Below are 18,193 nucleotides of genomic sequence, written 5' to 3'. Positions count from 1 at the left end.
ATGAACTGGAAATACTTAACAGGCAAAACATTTTCAAGTTTGGAACAAGGTTTATTAAAACTACAGCTTAATTTCATCTCCAAAAATTACCCTTATGGTAGAAATTGGATGTTCGATGCAAAAAGAATTTTAGCCAAAGAACCTTCAGTTATTGTTGATGCAGGCGCAAATATCGGATCCATCAGTAAAGAGTTGAGCTATTGGTTCCCTTCGGCCAAAATAATGGCTTTTGAGCCGGTTAAGCATACTTTCGATCAATTGTTGAAACATTTGGAAAACTATCCCAACATCATTTTTTTTCAAAAAGCACTTGGCGCTGCCCCAGGTAAAATCACCATTGATATTAATAGAGAAAACACAATTAATTCTATCAAAGCTACCTATAACAGCGAAAACATCATTGGTAAAGAGGAAATTGAGGTGGTAAGGTTGGAAGAGGTATTGCTTGAACAGCAGATTGATCAGATCGATATCATCAAAATTGATGTAGAAGGTTTTGAATTTGAAGTTTTGGAAGGTCAGGGCAGCTTGATTAACCAAACAAAAATAATCTTATTGGAGGTTGGCTATGAAAGGGAGATTACAAAAGTTCATTTTTCAGATGTAGAAGCATTTATGGAGCAAAAAGGTTTTATGTTATGCGGCATATACGAAACGCGGAGAAATTTACTAGATAAACGTAAACTGTGGTATTCTAATAACCTTTACGTTAAAAAGGAGCTCTTAAACCCATGAGAATAGGTATTACCGCAGATCCAGAGATTGCTGTTCCGCCACTGTTTTATGGTGGTATTGAACGCATTATTGATATGATAGTGGTTGAACTATTAAGCCTAGGACATGAGGTTACTTTATTCGCCAATAGCGAATCCAGTGTAAATAGCCAACTCATCCCCTACCAAAGTAGTGGCAATTCCCTAAAGGATGTGTTCAACAACAGTTTATTAATAAAAAAAACCATTAACAGCCAAAAGTTCGATGTGGTGCACAGCTTTGGCAGGTTGGCTTATTTGCTGCCAATTATGCCAACAAAAATACCAAAACTGATGAGTTATCAGCGGGAACCCACCATTAAACAAATTAAAAGGGGCCACTTACTTTCGCGCAAAAACTCATTGCATTTTACTGGCTGCAGCAACTACATTACTAACCAAATTAAGCCACATGCCAGTGCCGAAACCGTTTATAATGGTGTTAATTTTGACAAATATGCTTTTTCTGCAGCTGTGGAAGGAGACGCACCCTTTGTTTTTTTAGGACGTATAGAGCCTATCAAGGGCGTTCACCTGGCGGTTGAAATGGCCATAAAAACAGGTAAAAAACTGATTATTGCCGGTAATATACCTGAATTTTATACACTTTATTTTAATGAAAAAATCAAGCCGTTTTTAGGCGATCAGATCCAATATGTGGGTGCTGTTAACGATATTCAAAAAAGCGAAATCCTAAGCAAAGCCGCAGCTTTGCTCATGCCGATATTATGGGATGAGCCGTTTGGGATCGTGATGGTAGAAGCAATGGCCTGTGGCACTCCGGTATTGGGTTTAAACAGGGGCGCTGTACCTGAGATAGTAGTTAATGGGATTACCGGATTTTTCTGCAATACTGTTAACGAGTTAACAGAGAGGGTGGCCGAAATTAAATCCATAAACAGGTTTTCAGTTTTGGAAATGACCAAATCGAGGTTTTCGGCACAGGTAATTACCCAACAATATTTAAAGCAGTACCAGCAGTTTTAATGAAAGTTATCGTTTCACATCCATCCATTGCGCCGCATGTTAAACAAACAGTAATGGCCTACCAAGAAGCGGCTTACCTTAAACATTTTTACACCTCATTTTTTGAACATCCAGAAAACAGCTTATCCAACAAACTTTCGGCTTTCAGCTATCTAAAAAACTTAATCAAAAGAAGGCAGTTTAATGAGCTCCCTATTCATAAATTTATTAGCAGACCTTTGCCTGAATTAATGCGGACTTTTTTCTCGAGGCTGGATTATCCCCTAATTACCGACAGGATTTGGGAATGGAGCGAACTCAGTTTTGATAATTGGGTAGCTAAAGCCTTAACACACGATCAAACTGATGTAGTGCATACTTATGAGCACTGCGCATTAAATACTTTGGTTAAGGCAAAGGCCATGAATATATTGTCTGTTTATGAGCAGCCCAGTCAACACCATCTCTTTTTTACAAAAGTAGTTCAGAAACAGTTTGAGCTTTATCCTGAATTAAGAACAGAAAATACAGATCTATTAGTTAATTCTAAAGCCGTTAGAAGAAACAAAAGGCGTGATGAGGAACTTAAAATAGCTGATTTGATTATATGCAACTCTTCATTTACGAAAAAAACACTGATTGAAGGCGGTATTGATGCTGCAAAAATTGAAGTTATTCCATTGGCATTTCCTGTGGACCAGCCCCATATTATACAAGAAAAAACTTCAACCGGACCAGTTAAATTTTTGTATGCGGGCAATCAATCTATAAGAAAAGGTTCACACCTCCTGTATGAAGCCTGGAAACAATGCAATTTTAACGAACAAGAGGCAGAACTTTATCTGATCGGTAAAATGACCCTGCCCGAAAAGATCAGAAGAAACCTGCCGGGCAAAGTAATCATTAAAGAAAATATTCCTCATCAGGAACTGATGGATCTATATAATGAGGTTGATGTATTTGTACTCCCAACATTGGCTGATGGTTTTGGGATGGTTGTTACCGAAGCCATGGCAAATGGAATTCCGGTTATTGCAACCGATGCGTGCTGTGGGCCAGATTTGATATCGCCCACGGAGAATGGCTGGATTATTCCGGCCGGCGATTTGGAAGCGCTCATAAATCAACTAAAATGGTGTACAGCAAATAAAATTGAACTGCCAAAATTTGGTGCCGCAGCATTAAGAAAGGCACAAACCTGGACATGGCATCAATACCGGGAAAAATTAAGCGAAATAATTTTCAATAAATGGACGGAGCGCAAAACAAAACCATCTGCTTAATTACGCCTGGGCACATCTCATCAAACCCCAGATTGGTTAAAGAAGCTACATCATTAGCCAAAGAAGGCTATAACGTGCACTTAATATTTACACAATATGTTAGTTCGCTGGTTAAGTATGATCAAGAAATCCTTGAAGCTAATCCATCATGGACTTTTAACGCACTCAACTGGACACCGCAAAATTTATTAACCACATTTTCTAAAATTAAATCGGGTTTAAGATTAAAAATACTTAACTTATTACCAAACAACAACTTACACTACACTTTAAATAGAAATTACAGCTGGCAATTGGCCAAAGCCCTTAAAGTTAAAGCAGCATTATATATTGGCCATAATCTTGGGGCATTGCCTATTGCAGTAAATGCAGCAAAGGCCAACCAGGCTAAGAGCGGTTTTGATGCAGAAGATTTTCACCGGCAGGAATTAACCGATGATCAGCACAGTAGCGATTACCAACTTAAAGCGGAAATTGAGAATCACTATATACCTAAATTAGATTACTTTACCGCTGCCAGCCCATTAATTGCTAATCTTTACAAATCGTTATATAATATTAAGGTACAAAGCATTAACAATGTTTTTCCTAAAATAGCGGATGCTTCAGTCATCAATACCCAAAAGCCTATTAAACTTTTTTGGTTTTCGCAAACCGTTGGCCCAAACCGGGGCATTGAAACCATAATTAACGCCATAAATAGCATAAGCACACCCCTTGAATTACATTTATTGGGGAAGTTTGATCCTAACTATCAAGAACAATTAAATCAACTGACTATTGCAGAAAGACGAAAAGATTTATTCTTTCACCATACGGTAAGTCCAGATCAATTATTAAAAATCGCGGGCAGTTATGATATTGGCATAGCATCTGAAAATACTTCACCCCTTAATCGTAACATATGCTTAACCAATAAACTTTTCACCTATATCCAATGCGGATTGGCGGTTGCTGCAAGTAATACTGCAGCCCAAAATGCCTTTATGAGTAGTTATAACTATACCGGCAAAATTTACCATGATGCGTCAGATCTGGCCACTATAATCAATTATTACCACGAAAACAGAACAATGTTAAACGCTACCAAAAAGGCCTGCTATGAACTTGGCCAAAAAAGTTTAAACTGGGAAAATGAAAGTCAAAAGTTTTTAATTTTAGTTAAAGAAACAATTGGATAAAAAAGTACAATCCATTCAATGGCTTAATGGGTTAGACAGTTTACGGTTTATATTAGCTCTTGTAGTATTGTTATCGCATATTTTTACGCATCCTGATTTTCAGCTTGTCCCTAATACAGAAATCAGCGGCATAATTTACACGTTCATAAGATTAATCTCTAACGGTACTGCTGCAGTAATAGGTTTCTTTATCTTATCTGGTTTTATTATCCATTATACCTCAAAACTTCAGGTAACCCAGTTAAAAAAATTCTATGCCCGGAGGTTTATCCGCATTTTAGGGCCATTGGCTGTGGTATTCTTATTTGGATATAGATTTGGACATCCTGAAAAAGGTGTAGTTTGGAGCCTGCTCTGTGAGCTTATTTTTTATGCACTATATCCCTTTATGCAGAAAATTAAATTAAACTGGAACAGCAAACTAGTAATTAGCTTCTTGGTATCATTAATTGCCATTTACTTTTTCGCTTATCACGATATTTTGGCAATGGTTAATCAATCCGCAAATCATTATCATGGTTATTATTGGCAAGCTGGCCCATTATACACTTGGATTATTGGCTTGCCGTGTTGGCTTTTTGGGGTAAAAATTGCAGAAGATATCCATAGCGATGACCAAACATCATTTAAAGTGGTTTACCTTTACAGAATAAGCGTTTTGATATGTTCGGTTTTACTTCATTTTCTGAAAGAAGAATATTTCGTTAGTTATATCCTCTCGATGAATTTTTTTGCCATACTATGTTATTATTGGTTAAAAAATGAAATCATCTATTCAAAGTATAAAAAAACAATGCGCTTTACGGAGCAATTGGGGAAATCGTCTTACTCATTATATATTTTTCACCCCTTAATTATTCTACTAATTCACAAGCTTATACAAATCAACAATTTAACAAGCATGTTAATGGTTATTACTGCGATAATCCTATCCTACATTTTCTATCTTTTAATAGAAAAGCCATTCCATCATTTTGCCAGGTTTATAGGCAATAAGTTTAACCAGTAGCTGTGAAAGTTGAAAGCTTTTATCAAAAATACGTTATCAAGATTTGAACCGGTTGAAAAATAATTTAAAAGTACTAGATGGCCTAAGGGGCTTATCGGCTATATATGTACTCATCCATCATGCACGTTTAACCCTGACCCAACCTTATTTTAACGGTTTATCCAAACATCCCGAACAATATCAATGGTACGATAAGTTAATGGTCTATTTCTTTTCTTTATTCAAATTTGGGCACGAAGCGGTTATCATTTTCTTTGTACTCTCCGGTTTTTTAATCCATTTTAGATATGCCGGTGCACAGTATAGTTTTTCAGAATTTAAATTAAAACAATACCTAAAAAAACGGATAATCAGGATTTACCCAACGCTAATCGTTTCATTTATAGTTTGTTTTTTAACAGATTATATCATTCGTATAACCACTGGCGATTCTTATCCGCTCAGTCAATATTCGCTGAGCAGATTTTTGTTTAATTTCTTTTTAGTACCCGAAAGTCCACTTTGGGGTTCCAACTATCCTGTTTGGTCTTTAAAGCATGAGTGGTTCTTTTATCTCATGTACCCATTGCTATTGTGGAGCTATCATCAACAAAGAATTATGCCATTACTGTTGAGTATAGCTCTTTTTGCTGCATACCTATTCGGCTACAAAATCGACTATATTGGTGCGGCTGCTTATACCCTATCTATCTGGCTTTTGGGTGCTGTAATGGCAACTGTTTATCACCAAAATGAAAGACTTTTCAACTACATACCAATATTGATTGTTTTTTGTGTGGCATACCCTTTCATTGCCAGGATAAACAGTAATTACCCTTGGTTAGACCTTTGTTTTGGATTAATTACCACCGGCTTTATTGCTTTAATGATCAAAAGAAATAAATCACTATTGGCCAAAGCATTATCTTCTTTAGCCTGGCTTGGTACTTTTTCCTATTCGCTTTATTTATTGCACTTCCCAATACTCCTGTTGTTTAAAGCCTTGGCTATTCACTATGCCAAGAATAAGGAACTGCCTTACCACTTATGGTATGTAACAGGATCAATAATGATCATAATCCCAATAGTATATTTAATTTATTATTACACGGATCGTATTGCCCTTAATTATAAAAAAAGAATTTAGTTCTTTGAAAAAAGTATTAATTATTTCTCCTTATTTTCCACCAGCTAATACCGCAGATTCGCAGCGTGTACGCATGAGCTTGCCTTACTTCGAAAAATTTGGTTGGGAAGCAGAAGTTGTGGCAGTTGGTGAAGAATACATTGATGCGGTAAAAGATCCACTCCTTTTGCAATCCATCCCTGCTTCAACTAAAATCCACCGCGTACAGGCTTTTTCGAAAAAATTGACATCCAAATTTGGACTGGGCAGTTTGGCGCTCCGCTCGCTTTGGTATTACCGAAAGAAAGTAAACCAACTGCTTAAAACAGCACATTTTGATTTAATATACTTTTCTACTACCCAATTTCCTGTTTGCATTTTGGGTGCCTATTGGAAAAGAAAATTCAATATACCTTATGTTATCGATATGCAAGACCCCTGGCATACCGATTATTATCAGGATAAACCAAAATCGCAAAGGCCAAAAAAATATTGGTTTTCCTATCGGTTAAACAAATACCTTGAACCTATAGCCCTAAAAAGCACAGACGGCTTAATCAGCGTTTCGAAAGCCTACATTGATACAATTCATCAACGTTATCCACAATTAATCGACAAACCTCATAAAGTGATCACTTTTGGGGCCTTTGAATCAGATTTCGACATTGCCCAAAAAATATATACAGAATCGAAACTAGTTTTTCCACAGACAGAAAACAAGCTCAACCTGGTATATATTGGACGTGGCGGCGAAGATATGAGAAGCAGCCTTAAACTTCTTTTTGGTGCATTTAAACAGGGAATAAGTAAATTGCCACAGTTGTTTGAAAATATTAAATTATATTTTATTGGCACCAGTTATGCCCCAGCCGGACAGGGTACGCCAACCATAGCTCCGGTTGCAGAAGCGTTTGGCATTTCTGCATACATTACCGAATATACAGATCGAATAGGTTTCTATGAAAGTATAAATAACCTTCAGCATGCAGATGGTTTAATTATTATTGGATCAGATCAGGCTGCCTATACAGCCTCTAAGGTATACCCATATATTCTTTCGCAAAAAAACCTACTTGGTATCTTTAATGCCCAAAGTAGTGCGGGTAAAGTGATCCAACAGTGCAATGCTGGCCATTTAATTACCTTAAACCAAAGCCCAATAGAAGCTTTTGAAGCGCTTAAAAACTTTATTGAAGATATTTTGTCGCACAGGACACCACAAACCGATTGGAGTGCATTTGCACCATATACTGCTAATTATTTGACCCAAAAACAGGTTGATGTGTTTGAACGGGTAATGCAACAATTTGGCGAAGCCACGAATCAAAAATGAAGAAGCTAGCCATTATTACCACACATCCTATTCAATATTATGCTCCCGTGTTTAGATTATTGGCTAAATACCTGGAAATAAAAGTATATTATACCTTAGGCGATTATTCATTAAATAAGTTCGATCATGGATTTAAACAAGAAATAGCGTGGGATATACCTCTACTTGATGGGTATGAATATGAATTTGTAAAAAATACTTCAAAAGAACCAGGTACCCATCATTTCAAGGGTATTATTAACCCTGACATTAATGCGAATCTAAAAAAATACAGTCCCAATGCTATTTTGGTTTATGGTTGGGCGTATTCTGCTCATTTAAGCATACTTAGGCATTTTAGTAATCAAATCCCCATTTACTTCAGGGGCGATTCTGTTCTGCTGGACAGTACTGATCCGTTGAAAAAAATTTTCAGAAAATTATTATTGACTTGGGTTTATAGCCATGTAAAAAAAGCATTTTATGTTGGTACTGCAAATAAAGATTATTTCAATAATTTCGGATTAAAAGAGCAGCAACTTTTCTTTGCACCCCACGCTATAGAAAATGAAAGGTTTTTAAATGAGGGGATTAAAGACAACATTGGTATTAGACAAGATATTGGGCTAAGCGATAAGGATGTATTAATTCTTTTTGCAGGGAAATTTGAACAAAAGAAAGATCCATTACTTCTACTGGAAGCCTTTTTTGAGTTAAACTTACCCCATGTCCATTTGTTATTTGTTGGCAACGGTATACTGGAGAGCATTTTAAAAGATCAAGTTAAAAGCCGAGAGATAAACCGAGTATATTTTATGGATTTTCAGAATCAAAGCAAAATGCCGACTGTTTATCAGGCTTGCGATCTATTTTGTTTGCCATCAAAAGGTCCAAACGAAACTTGGGGACTCGCTGTAAATGAAGCCATGGCAGCTGGAAAGGCCGTTTTGGTTTCTACTGTGGTGGGTTGCGCCTCAGACCTCGTTAAAGCAGGTGTAAACGGCGAAGTATTTCAACCGGGTAATCTTAATGCACTCAAACAAAAGATAGAAAAACTAACAAGTCATAAACACGAACTGGTACAAATGGGAAAAGCTTCAAAGGAAATGATCAAAAACTGGTCTTTTGAAAAACAGGTTAAAGCAATTGTAGATACGATTAATGCGGATAAAGATGCAAAGTAACAATCCAACAAAACTCATTTTAGCTTTATACTTTCCAGTTCTGATTGCTTATTTATTTATTAATAGCCCTATAATATCCTACTTTGCTGCTTGGTTTGGATCATTGTTTATTTTTTATACCACCATATTATCCCCAGCCGCAATTATTAAACAGGATTTACCTATCCATAAACAGATTATGCGGCCCATTTTCTTAACACAGCTTATTTTTGCTGGTTTTATGTGCATAACCTCCATTTTTTATTTCATGGATCACTTGGGCTACCGATATTTAGTAGATGTTAATTATGGCGCACAATTTAAAGAAAGCGAGCAAACTGCCTTAATCGCCAGCTGTCAACGCATGAGCTTACTGGCACATGCAGCATTGGTTACAGGTATCCTTCTGGTTCAAAAAAACAAACTAAGCATTAAGAGTGAAAAAACTTTTGATAATGATGACTTTTTAATCTGGCTCAGTATCATCGTGTTTGGAATCGGCTCATTGGCCCAAAGGGTATCAGGGCTTAGCCAGATTTCCCTTCCGCTTACCCTTATCGGGATATCATGTGCGGCAGTATTGTTTGTTAAAGGATTTAATTCAAAAAACATCAAATACTTAGGTATTGGTGCCACCATTTTTATCATAAACTTTTTGCATGCCTCGTTATCGGGCTATAAAGAGCCCATCATTATTAATATTATTGTAATTGCCTGTGTGTTTTTTCCATATTATAAAAAACTGATACTTTATTTAGCTATCCCATTTGCTTATGTGCTTCTTTATTTTCTGCCTACGTATAACAATACCGTAAGGCAAAGCTGGAGCGGAGAAGTTAGCGCAGAAGAAGCACAAAGTCAGGCCTTTGAAAACCTGGATTCGAAGAACGAAGAGCAAATTGAAGAAACAAATTGGGGCTTTTTAACCAGAAGACTGAGTGAAATTGAAATGTTTACCCAATTTGTGGATTATGTGCCCAGCCATCATCCTTTTTATGAATGGGAAATAATAGGAAATTCTCTTGATGGACTTATCCCAAGGGTATTGTGGCCTAGTAAACCCAATATGGAAACCCTTTCGATGCAACGTGTTTACGATGCGGGGGTTGCCAGTAAAATGTCGGCAGTTTCGGCTAAAACACGGCCTGTAGTTGATGCTTATTTAAGCTTTGGTATTCCTGGAGTTTTCTTTTTTATGTTGCTCTATGGTATACTAGTACAGCACCTGTCAGATAAGGCTGAGGAGATATTTGGCGGTTACGAACTGGGTTGTGTAATTATGTTTAATAGCATTTTTCAGGGCCTTTGGCGGGGAAACAACTTTGAATTTATGTTCAATAATATTTTTTGGGGTTATATAATTATGTGGTTCCTGTTTTATCTGCTCGGGACAATAAAGGTATTGAGGCCTGTGTTTGATTAGTTAGTCAATGTTTAGAGGGTTATGGGGTTAGTTGTTTAAGGGATTTATATTGAAAATTATTCACGTTACTGCTTCTTACAAACCTGCTTACATTTACGGCGGGCCGATACAGAGTGTAGGGAAGTTATGCGAGGCCTTAGGTGGATTAGCGGTTAGGGATGAGGGGTTAGACGTTAATGATGTGCAAATATTAACCACAACGGCAAATGGAACAAATGAGCTAGACGTGGCAATAGGTAAACTTGTGCTGGTAGAGGGTGTAAAGGTTACCTATTTTAAACGCTGGACCAAAGATCACAGCCATTTTTCGCTTGGGTTATTGTGGGCGTTGAGAAGAAAGATCCTTCGTTACACTCAGGATGACAAACTAAGTACAGCCAATCAAAACCTAAAAGGACCACCCCGTCTTGCAGACACCCCTCCAAAGGAGGGGAATGTTGTACACATCCATGCCTGGTGGAATTTAGTTTCAGTATTAAGCTGTTTTGTAGCCAGGTGGTATAAAATCCCTGTTATTTTGTCTCCACGAGGTATGCTCACCTCCTATACATTTGGAAACCGGAATTCCTTTTCAAAAAGAATCATTCACAAATTACTGGGTGAAACATTATTAAAATATTGCCATATCCACGCCACCAGCGAACAGGAAAAAAGAGATATATTGAAAATCGTAACGCCGAAAAGTATCAGGGTAATTGCCAATCTGGTTAGTTTAGGTGCGGGAGGAGTTGGTAGTGGGTATCAGGTAGCGAGTAGTGAGTATCAGGTAGCCAGCAGCAAGTATCAAGAATCTCTAATTTTTAACATTATATTTCTTTCCCGCATTGAAGAGAAGAAAGGACTTGAGTTACTTTTTGAGGCCTTAGCACTTGTCGATATCCCTTGGAGATTAACCATTGGGGGTACTGGGAAGGAAGAATATGTACAAAGTTTAAGAGACAAGGCTGAAAAGCTGAAACTTAGCGAGCGCATTACCTGGCTTGGGCTGGTGAATAATGAGGATAAGTTTAACTTAATGGCCAAGCATGATTTAACTGTACTCACCTCTTTCAACGAAAATTTCGCTAATGTAGTGGTTGAAAGTTTAAGCGTTGGTACGCCTGTATTGATCAGCAAATTTGTTGGTCTTTCCGATTATGTGGCTGATAAAAACCTGGGATGGATTACGGGACTAGACATTGAAGAGATTAAAACCGGAATAATTCAGGCCCGGCAGGATATTGAAAAAAGAAAAGAAATCAGAACGGCTGCTCCCCTCCTGATCAATACTGATTTTAACGATGCTGCTCTGGTTAAACAATATGTTGAATTTTATAAAGAAATTTTAGCTACGCCATCAGCACTTTAATCCTGATATGAATCAAAATTTTAGCTTTATCATTTTAACCTTTAATGAGCAGATTCATCTGCCCAGATTATTAGAATCTATTAAAGGGCTAAATGCCAGCATATTTATTTTGGATAGTGGAAGTACCGACGAAACCTTGAAAATTGCTGAGCGCTACGGCGCCGAGGTAAAACAAAATTCTTTTATAAACCACCCAAAACAATGGGATTTCGCCTTAAAAAATTTTAAAGTAGAAACGCCATGGACGATTGGCCTCGATGCGGACCAGACCGTTACGCCCGAGCTGTTCGAAATGCTGGCCAACTTTAAAGATGAAGCGCACCGTGATATTAATGGCATTTACTTTAACCGCAAAAATTTCTTTCAGGGAAGCTGGATCAGGTTTGGTACCTTCTACCCTTTTTACCTTTTAAAAATGTTCAGAACCGGAGTCGGTTTTTCTGATCTGAACGAGAATATGGACCACCGGTTTATTGTACCGGGTAACACCGAAATCTGGAAAAAAGGCTGGATTTTGGAAGAAAACCTAAAAGAGAATGATATTGCTTTTTGGAAAGCCAAACATGAGCGTTATAGTGATCTAGTTGCGCAGGAAGAGGTAGAGAGGATGTTAAAGCTACGGACGCAAAGTTTAAAGCCTAACTTACTGGGCAGTCCTGATGAAAAACGGGCATGGTTAAAACAATTGTGGTGGAAACTCCCTCTCGGATTTCGCCCCTATCTTTACTTTGGCTACCGGATGTTTTTTAAACTGGGTATATTTGAGGGCACCACGGGTATTAAATTCCATTATCTTCAAGGCTTCTGGTTCAGAAAACTGGTGGATAAAAAAATTAAAGTAATTCAAAAAAATAGAAGTTAAATTTATAAATGCCGATAATATATGACCCCAGAAGAAGCAAAAAAGGAAGCGAATAAAAAGGCCATCAAATTTGTGGTTGCCCTGTTTATATTATATATCCTGTTTAGCCAGGGTAATCTGTTTATGAATAGTGTGATGACACCTGGTTCCAGATTCTATAATGCCTACATTGCCAATCACTTTGATTATATCCAGGGCTTGAAAACAGCATTAATTGTACCTGCCGTATGGATAATTAAAGCTTTTGGTTTTTATGCCATATATAACGAAATGGATGTAATGGTAGTGGCCGGGCCTTATCTGCGTGTTAATTATTCTTGCCTTGGCCTTGGTGTAATGAGTTTTTTAGCCGCTTTTGTACTGGCATTCCCTGCGCCATGGAAATCGACTTTAAAAATGCTGGTCATCGGTTTTATTGCCATCTACGTTTTGAATGTATTGCGTATTGCAGGTTTGGGCGTATTACTGGGATTCTTTAAATCGCAGCGGAACAATTTTACCTATCACCACGAAGTTTTTAATATCATTGTATACATCTGCATTTTCGCGATGTTATATTTTTGGATCAAAAAAAGCAATAAATTAGTTAAAGCTCAAACCATTGCCAACAACAGCTAAAGCCAAAATTTTGCTAAAAACGCAGCTACATAAGGATTTTGATACGGGCAATTTTAAGGTTGGTGCATCTATCCTCAAGCAGTTTTTCTGGTATTTTACGGATGTTATCTTTTTTAAAAGCCGTTTGATGCCAGTCAGCTCGGTACTGGTTGCTTTGTTGAGATTATTCGGCGCCAGGATTGGTAAAGCGGTACGCATAAAACCAGGCATCCACATTAAATATCCATGGAAACTGGAAATTGGCGATTATAGTTGGCTGGCTGATTGTTATATAGACAATTTGGATCAGGTAAAAATCGGAAAAAACTGCTGTATTTCGCAACAGGCCGTTCTCATTACTGGAAATCACAATTATCGCAGCACAAATTTTGACTTAATGACTGGTCCTATTTTGTTGGAAGATGGGGCTTGGGTTGGTGCCGCAACTAAGGTTGGTCCAGGTGTGACCCTACATAGTCATGCGGTTTTAGCAATAGGAAGTGTAGCTACTAAAGACTTAATGCCTTATGCTATTTACCAAGGCAACCCTGCAGTGAAGATTAAAGACCGTGTAATGAAAGCCTGATAACTTGAATTCGATTAATAATATATTACAAGGTATTTTTTAATGAGTGCCGTCACCCTGACCTGTAGCGCAGCGAAAAGCTACGAAGTAAATTTCATTTCAGGGTCTCATAATAGTAGGAAAGATGCTGAAACAAGTTACCATTGACGTTATTTTTTAATTACCTATTCATGAGTGACTTGTGTTGAATACGTACTTCCGCCCAGCTAGGCCATAGCACCGTATCTCCGTTCCACTTAAATCCAGCCTAACAAATTTTTCGGGCTATACTGACCCAGCCACCCCTCTAGCTTCGAAAGAAAACGGCGAAGCCCTCATGAATGGAGCTGAAAACTACTTTACAAATGAATAAATTTTCAGCCGGTGTTTTTTGTTTTTTCACCTGTCTATATTGTTTTATAGGTGTTCAAGCTAGCTTTGCTGGTCTTTTTGACGCCAAAAAGAAAGAGCCCATCGGCGGCGGCGGATCTGTACCGATTTTATATCGGTAGCCGAGGCAAGGATGAGCCGTTGGGTAAAAAATAATCAATCGTATACATCAATCATATTGACTTTATGCAATAAATTATTCCTCAGCACGACGATCGCATTAGGCAAAGGAGTTATTAAATCAATCATTATGATCCAATATTAATCGAACTCAGGTTAATATAAAATATAGACCAAATAAAAAAAAACGGATTGCCAAAAAGCGATCCGTTTTTTGTTTTAAATACGCTTACATCAATTTCTGTTGACAAATATCAAAAGATTTATATTTCTTAAGCCCTGAAATTACCTGATATTAAAAATTATCAAGACATTTGTATTGTCTATTGTCCTAAAATTATTTAAGTTGGTAAATTTTAAATTAATGAAGAATAAGTATTCCTTATCTTCTAATCTTATTTTAATTACTTTTTTAATCGGGATAGTAAATCTGTTTTTCTACGATTATAAGAGTACGCAGGAGTTGGTTATCTTTATATCAATCCTCATCGCGCGCTATCTGCTTTTTATCCTGATCAAACGCAGGTTCGAGTGGAGCAAATACTTGCTGGTCTTAATCATTGTAAGGAGCGTATACCGCCTGGTCGTGGTAATGGGTAATGTAGATATTCATCCGGTGACCAAGATAAACCTCTCTTTACAGGCGATCATTTCCATACTGGCCTTTGCAATCCTGTTTATTGTCCCAAAGCTAAAAGGGCGGATAAATGAGCGAAGGAGATATCTTTCTGCGACCAGGGTGTCTAGCGCCCAGCACTAGTTTTTATCGTAAAAGCATTAAGAAAACATGCTCTAAAGAAAAATTCAACCCACGTTTCTAAAAGAAGTTAATCTCTTTTCTATTTCACTATTAGTCTGAAAAACAGCTGATTCCCTTATTGGATCAAAGGACAATTATTTTAATGGAAAAACAGTATAATTGCCAAAAGCAACTTAAAACAAAATGAATGTTATCCTTGCCTCTACCTCTACGCTGTTTGGTGGCAATTATCTGGAATACCTAAAAGAGGAGCTCATCACGCTCTTTGCCGGGATAGATGAAATTATATTTATCCCTTTTGCAAGACCTGGAGGTATTTCGCATGAAGAATATACTGCCAAAGCCCGCGATTTTTTCTCAAAGCTAAATATCAGCGTTAAAGGCCTGCACGAATTTAACAACCCCGTTGAGGCGATCCATACCGCCAAAGGTTTTTTTACCGGGGGAGGCAATACTTTTCTTCTGGTAAAAACACTCCATGAGCTAGGACTGATGAAGCATCTAAGTAAAAACATCAAACTGGGCAAAGCTTATTTGGGCTGTAGTGCTGGTAGTAATATTGCTGGCATGAATATGAAAACCACCAATGATATGCCTATTGTATATCCTCCCTCTTTTGATTGCATGGGCCTGGTGCCTTTTAACCTTAATCCACATTACCTCGATCCAAATCCGGAATTAAAACATAATGGAGAGACCAGGGAAACCAGGATCATGGAATTTCTAACGCAGAACGACATCAAGGTCGTAGGCCTTCGCGAAGGCAATTGGATCAGGATACTGGGAGAGAAAATCACTACCCAGGGGAGTGAGGCTACAAGGATTTTTGAAGTGGGCAAAGCCCCATACGAGCTATCACCAGGCAGTTCCTTGTTGTAATTAATTGATTGAAAAACAATACAGTGATCAAAAAGTAAACCCTAAATATCTACAAGTTATGATGGATTTAGCATCATAAACTTGCAGATAAATATGCTTCTCATGCGTTAAAAGCGAGCGTTTATAAAGTCATTATATTTTAATTATAAAGCTATAGCCCTGCTATTTTTTCGTGAACGAAGGTATACAACCAGCCCGCCGAAAGCCACAATCAATATTACAGGGATAATCAGTGTAGCCTGCAGAATTTCAGGACCCGCGAGATTTTTGGCATTGGCAAGCGCCTGTGCGGGTGCAGAACTTTCCGGAGCTTTTAAATAAGCATCAAGCGAGGCTCCAGAAGGTAAATGTTTAACAATCAGGTTATCGTAAAAGCTACCCATAAACATCGTATAAATAGAAACAGCAAACATCCCTGCACCTCCCATTAGGTTTAGGCCAAGTGCTCCGGATTTAGGAACATTTTCCGCTACAAAACCGATCATCGTTGGCCAGAAATAACAAACGCCTATACCGAAAACGATCGCAGCGAAGAAAACAGAATTTCCGGTAAAGGTGCTTAACATGTAAAGTCCGGTTGCAGCAAATATTGCAGACAGAAGCAGTACGCCCTGAGGAGCTAGACGGTGAACCACAGGTTCGGCAAAACCCCGGCCGATTACCATAATACCGGTAGTGAGCGTGAGCAATAAAATGGCATTATCCGTTACATTTTTAAGTAGTAAACCTATCCATTGACCGGTAAATAACTCGGTAATAGCAGTACCGAACATGCAGATGAACATAAAGATAAACAATGGGGAAAATACTGCTTTATACATATCTGAACTGGAGTAACCAGACGATACCCTTTCAGTAACCGGAAAATCTAACTTCGAAAATAGGTATCCATAAATTAAAGTGGGAATAATCATCATGGCAACCTGCACCTTCCAACTCAGTCCAAGCTGAACAAACAGAATAACCAGCAATGTGCCAATCACAATGCCTCCGGGAAACCATAAGTGAAAATGATTTAATCTTGTGGTTTTGTTTTCTGGGTATAAAGCGGCTACCAATGGATTACAGGCGGCCTCTACAGTGCCGTTGGCAATGCCGATCAGCAGGGTAGATAAAAACAGGCTCCAATAACCCTGGGCAAAAATAGTGAGTATAATTCCGGCCAGGTGAAAGATAAAGGCCATTACCAGCAAGCGTTTCATGCCGATCATATCGACCACAAAACCTCCAACTACGATAGCCAGTGGAAAGCCCCAGAAGGCAGCAGCCGTAATGGTGCCCAATTGGGTGGTACTCAATTGAAAATCGATCCCGAGCTGGTTCATTATCCCGGCACGGATGCCGAAGGAAAGAGAGGTAACCAATAATGCCAGGCAGCTTGCCCAGAATAATTTGGTGGTTTGAATGTTAAGCATATGTTAGGTTTATATTGGTTTTAATTTTGGAATAAAAAAAGGGGTTTTTTCTAAATTTAGAAATATTTTTATGATAAATAGTTGTTCTTTTTTTCCCTAGTGAGCTCTGATCCATCCCAGCGGCTTACCTACCGGAGGTAATTGATTAATGTGGACGTGTTGCTGAACGATAAATTTGATTTTCTCCGTTTCATTCTATAAATTGAGGCGGAATCTTATCCAAACTCCATTATAATCGTTATGAAAAGATATGTTTTTATTCTCTTTTTAGCAATCTCTTTTTCTGTACAGGCACAGTCTAATGCTACCAATTACAAATACATCATTGTGCCCGAGAAATTTAGTTTTCTCAAACAGGTTAATCAATATGGCTTAAATACCCTTACCAAGGCTTTTTTTGAGGAGAAGGGTTTTACGGTGTATTTTGATAATTCGGAAATACCAGAAGAAATTGCAACCGATAGATGCAAGGCCCTGGTAGTAGAAGTACAAGAAAACAATAGTATGTTCGTTACCAATCTTACCCTTTTACTTAAAGATTGTAAGGGCGCTGTAGTGATAAAAAGCAAAGCAGGCAAAAGCAGGGAGAAAGAATATGAGACTTCTTACAATTTGGCATTGAAAGACGCTTTTACATCCTTTAACGATTTTAAGTATGCCGCAGGCAACCCAACGGCGGCTACCAGCCCAACACCTGCCCCGGCAAACGCAGCGGCTAAAACAGCACCTGTACCGGTTAATCAGCCAATCGCTGTCGAAGCAGCACCACAAGAAGCACTATTATATGCACAGCCTATAAATAATGGCTACCAACTGATAGATGCAACGCCTAAAATTGTTATGACCTTACTAAAAACCTCTGTAGCGGATTGTTATATTTCGAACAATGGGAACGCGAACGGTGTAATATTAAAAAAGAGTGGAAGTTGGTTCTTCGAGTACTACAAAAACAATGTTCTGGTCTCTGAAAAACTATCGATTAAATTTTAGCCATCACAGCAATCGAAAATGGGCAGAATGTTAAGTGAGGTGTATGCAAAAAAACAACCACTACTTGTCCCGA

Annotated in this window: 18 protein-coding genes; 17 read left to right on the top strand and 1 reads right to left on the bottom strand. The window is 38.0% G+C overall.

Going from position 1 to position 18,193, the window contains the following annotated elements; all coding sequences use genetic code 11:
* The 16 genes from EZ456_RS01970 to pepE all read left to right on the top strand — a co-directional run bounded on the left by EZ456_RS01970 (window position 1) and on the right by pepE (window position 15,715).
* Window positions 1-735: an FkbM family methyltransferase gene (locus EZ456_RS01970; RefSeq protein WP_131526826.1), complete on the top strand. Its 735-nt coding sequence runs from the start codon at window positions 1-3 to the stop codon at window positions 733-735.
* On the top strand, window positions 732-1,739 hold the full coding sequence (locus EZ456_RS01965) for a glycosyltransferase (protein WP_131526824.1): 1,008 nt from the start codon (window positions 732-734) through the stop codon (window positions 1,737-1,739). The genes EZ456_RS01970 and EZ456_RS01965 overlap by 4 nt, the downstream gene beginning before the upstream one ends.
* Entirely contained in the window at window positions 1,739-3,001 is a 1,263-nt protein-coding gene (locus EZ456_RS01960; protein WP_131526822.1) for a glycosyltransferase, read from the top strand. Before EZ456_RS01965 ends, EZ456_RS01960 begins: the two co-directional genes overlap by 1 nt.
* The gene (locus tag EZ456_RS01955) at window positions 2,968-4,182 is read left to right on the top strand and encodes a glycosyltransferase family protein (protein WP_131526820.1); all 1,215 of its coding nucleotides are present in this window, start codon (window positions 2,968-2,970) and stop codon (window positions 4,180-4,182) included. Before EZ456_RS01960 ends, EZ456_RS01955 begins: the two co-directional genes overlap by 34 nt.
* Window positions 4,175-5,191 carry an acyltransferase family protein gene (locus EZ456_RS01950; RefSeq protein WP_131526818.1) on the top strand — a complete coding sequence of 339 codons (1,017 nt, stop codon included), beginning with the start codon at window positions 4,175-4,177 and terminating at the stop codon, window positions 5,189-5,191. Before EZ456_RS01955 ends, EZ456_RS01950 begins: the two co-directional genes overlap by 8 nt.
* A 52-nt stretch (window positions 5,192-5,243) precedes the next feature.
* Window positions 5,244-6,317 carry an acyltransferase family protein gene (locus tag EZ456_RS01945; protein WP_165501211.1) on the top strand — a complete coding sequence of 358 codons (1,074 nt, stop codon included), beginning with the start codon at window positions 5,244-5,246 and terminating at the stop codon, window positions 6,315-6,317.
* Window positions 6,318-6,321: 4 nt separating this feature from the next.
* The gene (locus EZ456_RS01940) at window positions 6,322-7,629 is read left to right on the top strand and encodes a glycosyltransferase (protein ID WP_225876449.1); all 1,308 of its coding nucleotides are present in this window, start codon (window positions 6,322-6,324) and stop codon (window positions 7,627-7,629) included.
* Entirely contained in the window at window positions 7,626-8,792 is a 1,167-nt protein-coding gene (locus tag EZ456_RS01935; protein ID WP_131526814.1) for a glycosyltransferase family 4 protein, read from the top strand. The genes EZ456_RS01940 and EZ456_RS01935 overlap by 4 nt, the downstream gene beginning before the upstream one ends.
* Entirely contained in the window at window positions 8,782-10,194 is a 1,413-nt protein-coding gene (locus EZ456_RS01930; RefSeq protein ID WP_131526812.1) for an exosortase Y-associated Wzy-like protein, read from the top strand. The genes EZ456_RS01935 and EZ456_RS01930 overlap by 11 nt, the downstream gene beginning before the upstream one ends.
* Before the next feature lie 49 nt (window positions 10,195-10,243).
* Window positions 10,244-11,542, top strand: coding sequence for an XrtY-associated glycosyltransferase XYAG1 (locus EZ456_RS01925; protein WP_165501210.1), 1,299 nt, complete (start codon window positions 10,244-10,246; stop codon window positions 11,540-11,542).
* Window positions 11,543-11,549: 7 nt separating this feature from the next.
* Window positions 11,550-12,404 carry a glycosyltransferase family 2 protein gene (locus EZ456_RS01920; RefSeq protein WP_131526807.1) on the top strand — a complete coding sequence of 285 codons (855 nt, stop codon included), beginning with the start codon at window positions 11,550-11,552 and terminating at the stop codon, window positions 12,402-12,404.
* 21 nt (window positions 12,405-12,425) lie between these two features.
* Entirely contained in the window at window positions 12,426-13,022 is a 597-nt protein-coding gene (gene xrtY, locus EZ456_RS01915; protein ID WP_131526805.1) for an exosortase Y, read from the top strand.
* Between the two features lie 10 nt (window positions 13,023-13,032).
* Window positions 13,033-13,587, top strand: coding sequence for a WcaF family extracellular polysaccharide biosynthesis acetyltransferase (locus EZ456_RS01910; RefSeq protein WP_131526803.1), 555 nt, complete (start codon window positions 13,033-13,035; stop codon window positions 13,585-13,587).
* Window positions 13,588-13,931: 344 nt separating this feature from the next.
* Window positions 13,932-14,078, top strand: coding sequence for a hypothetical protein (locus tag EZ456_RS25230; RefSeq protein WP_205945006.1), 147 nt, complete (start codon window positions 13,932-13,934; stop codon window positions 14,076-14,078).
* Window positions 14,079-14,440: 362 nt separating this feature from the next.
* Window positions 14,441-14,836, top strand: coding sequence for a hypothetical protein (locus EZ456_RS01905; protein ID WP_131526801.1), 396 nt, complete (start codon window positions 14,441-14,443; stop codon window positions 14,834-14,836).
* A 183-nt stretch (window positions 14,837-15,019) separates the two neighbouring features.
* Window positions 15,020-15,715: a dipeptidase PepE gene (gene pepE / locus EZ456_RS01900; protein WP_131526800.1), complete on the top strand. Its 696-nt coding sequence runs from the start codon at window positions 15,020-15,022 to the stop codon at window positions 15,713-15,715.
* A gap of 143 nt (window positions 15,716-15,858) precedes the next feature.
* Here pepE and EZ456_RS01895 read toward each other — a convergent pair whose 3' ends face one another.
* Window positions 15,859-17,130 (bottom strand): MFS transporter, encoded by a 1,272-nt coding sequence (locus EZ456_RS01895; protein ID WP_131526798.1) that lies wholly within the window; start codon window positions 17,128-17,130, stop codon window positions 15,859-15,861.
* Between the two features lie 240 nt (window positions 17,131-17,370).
* Here EZ456_RS01895 and EZ456_RS01890 point away from each other — a divergent pair, with 240 nt between their 5' ends.
* Window positions 17,371-18,120 carry a hypothetical protein gene (locus tag EZ456_RS01890; protein ID WP_131526796.1) on the top strand — a complete coding sequence of 250 codons (750 nt, stop codon included), beginning with the start codon at window positions 17,371-17,373 and terminating at the stop codon, window positions 18,118-18,120.
* The last annotated feature ends 73 nt before the right edge of the window (window positions 18,121-18,193 follow it).

The sequence above is a fragment of the Pedobacter psychrodurus genome (assembly GCF_004331735.1).
GTDB lineage: Bacteria > Bacteroidota > Bacteroidia > Sphingobacteriales > Sphingobacteriaceae > Pedobacter > Pedobacter psychrodurus.
This window is presented reverse-complemented; position numbering and strand designations above follow the sequence as displayed.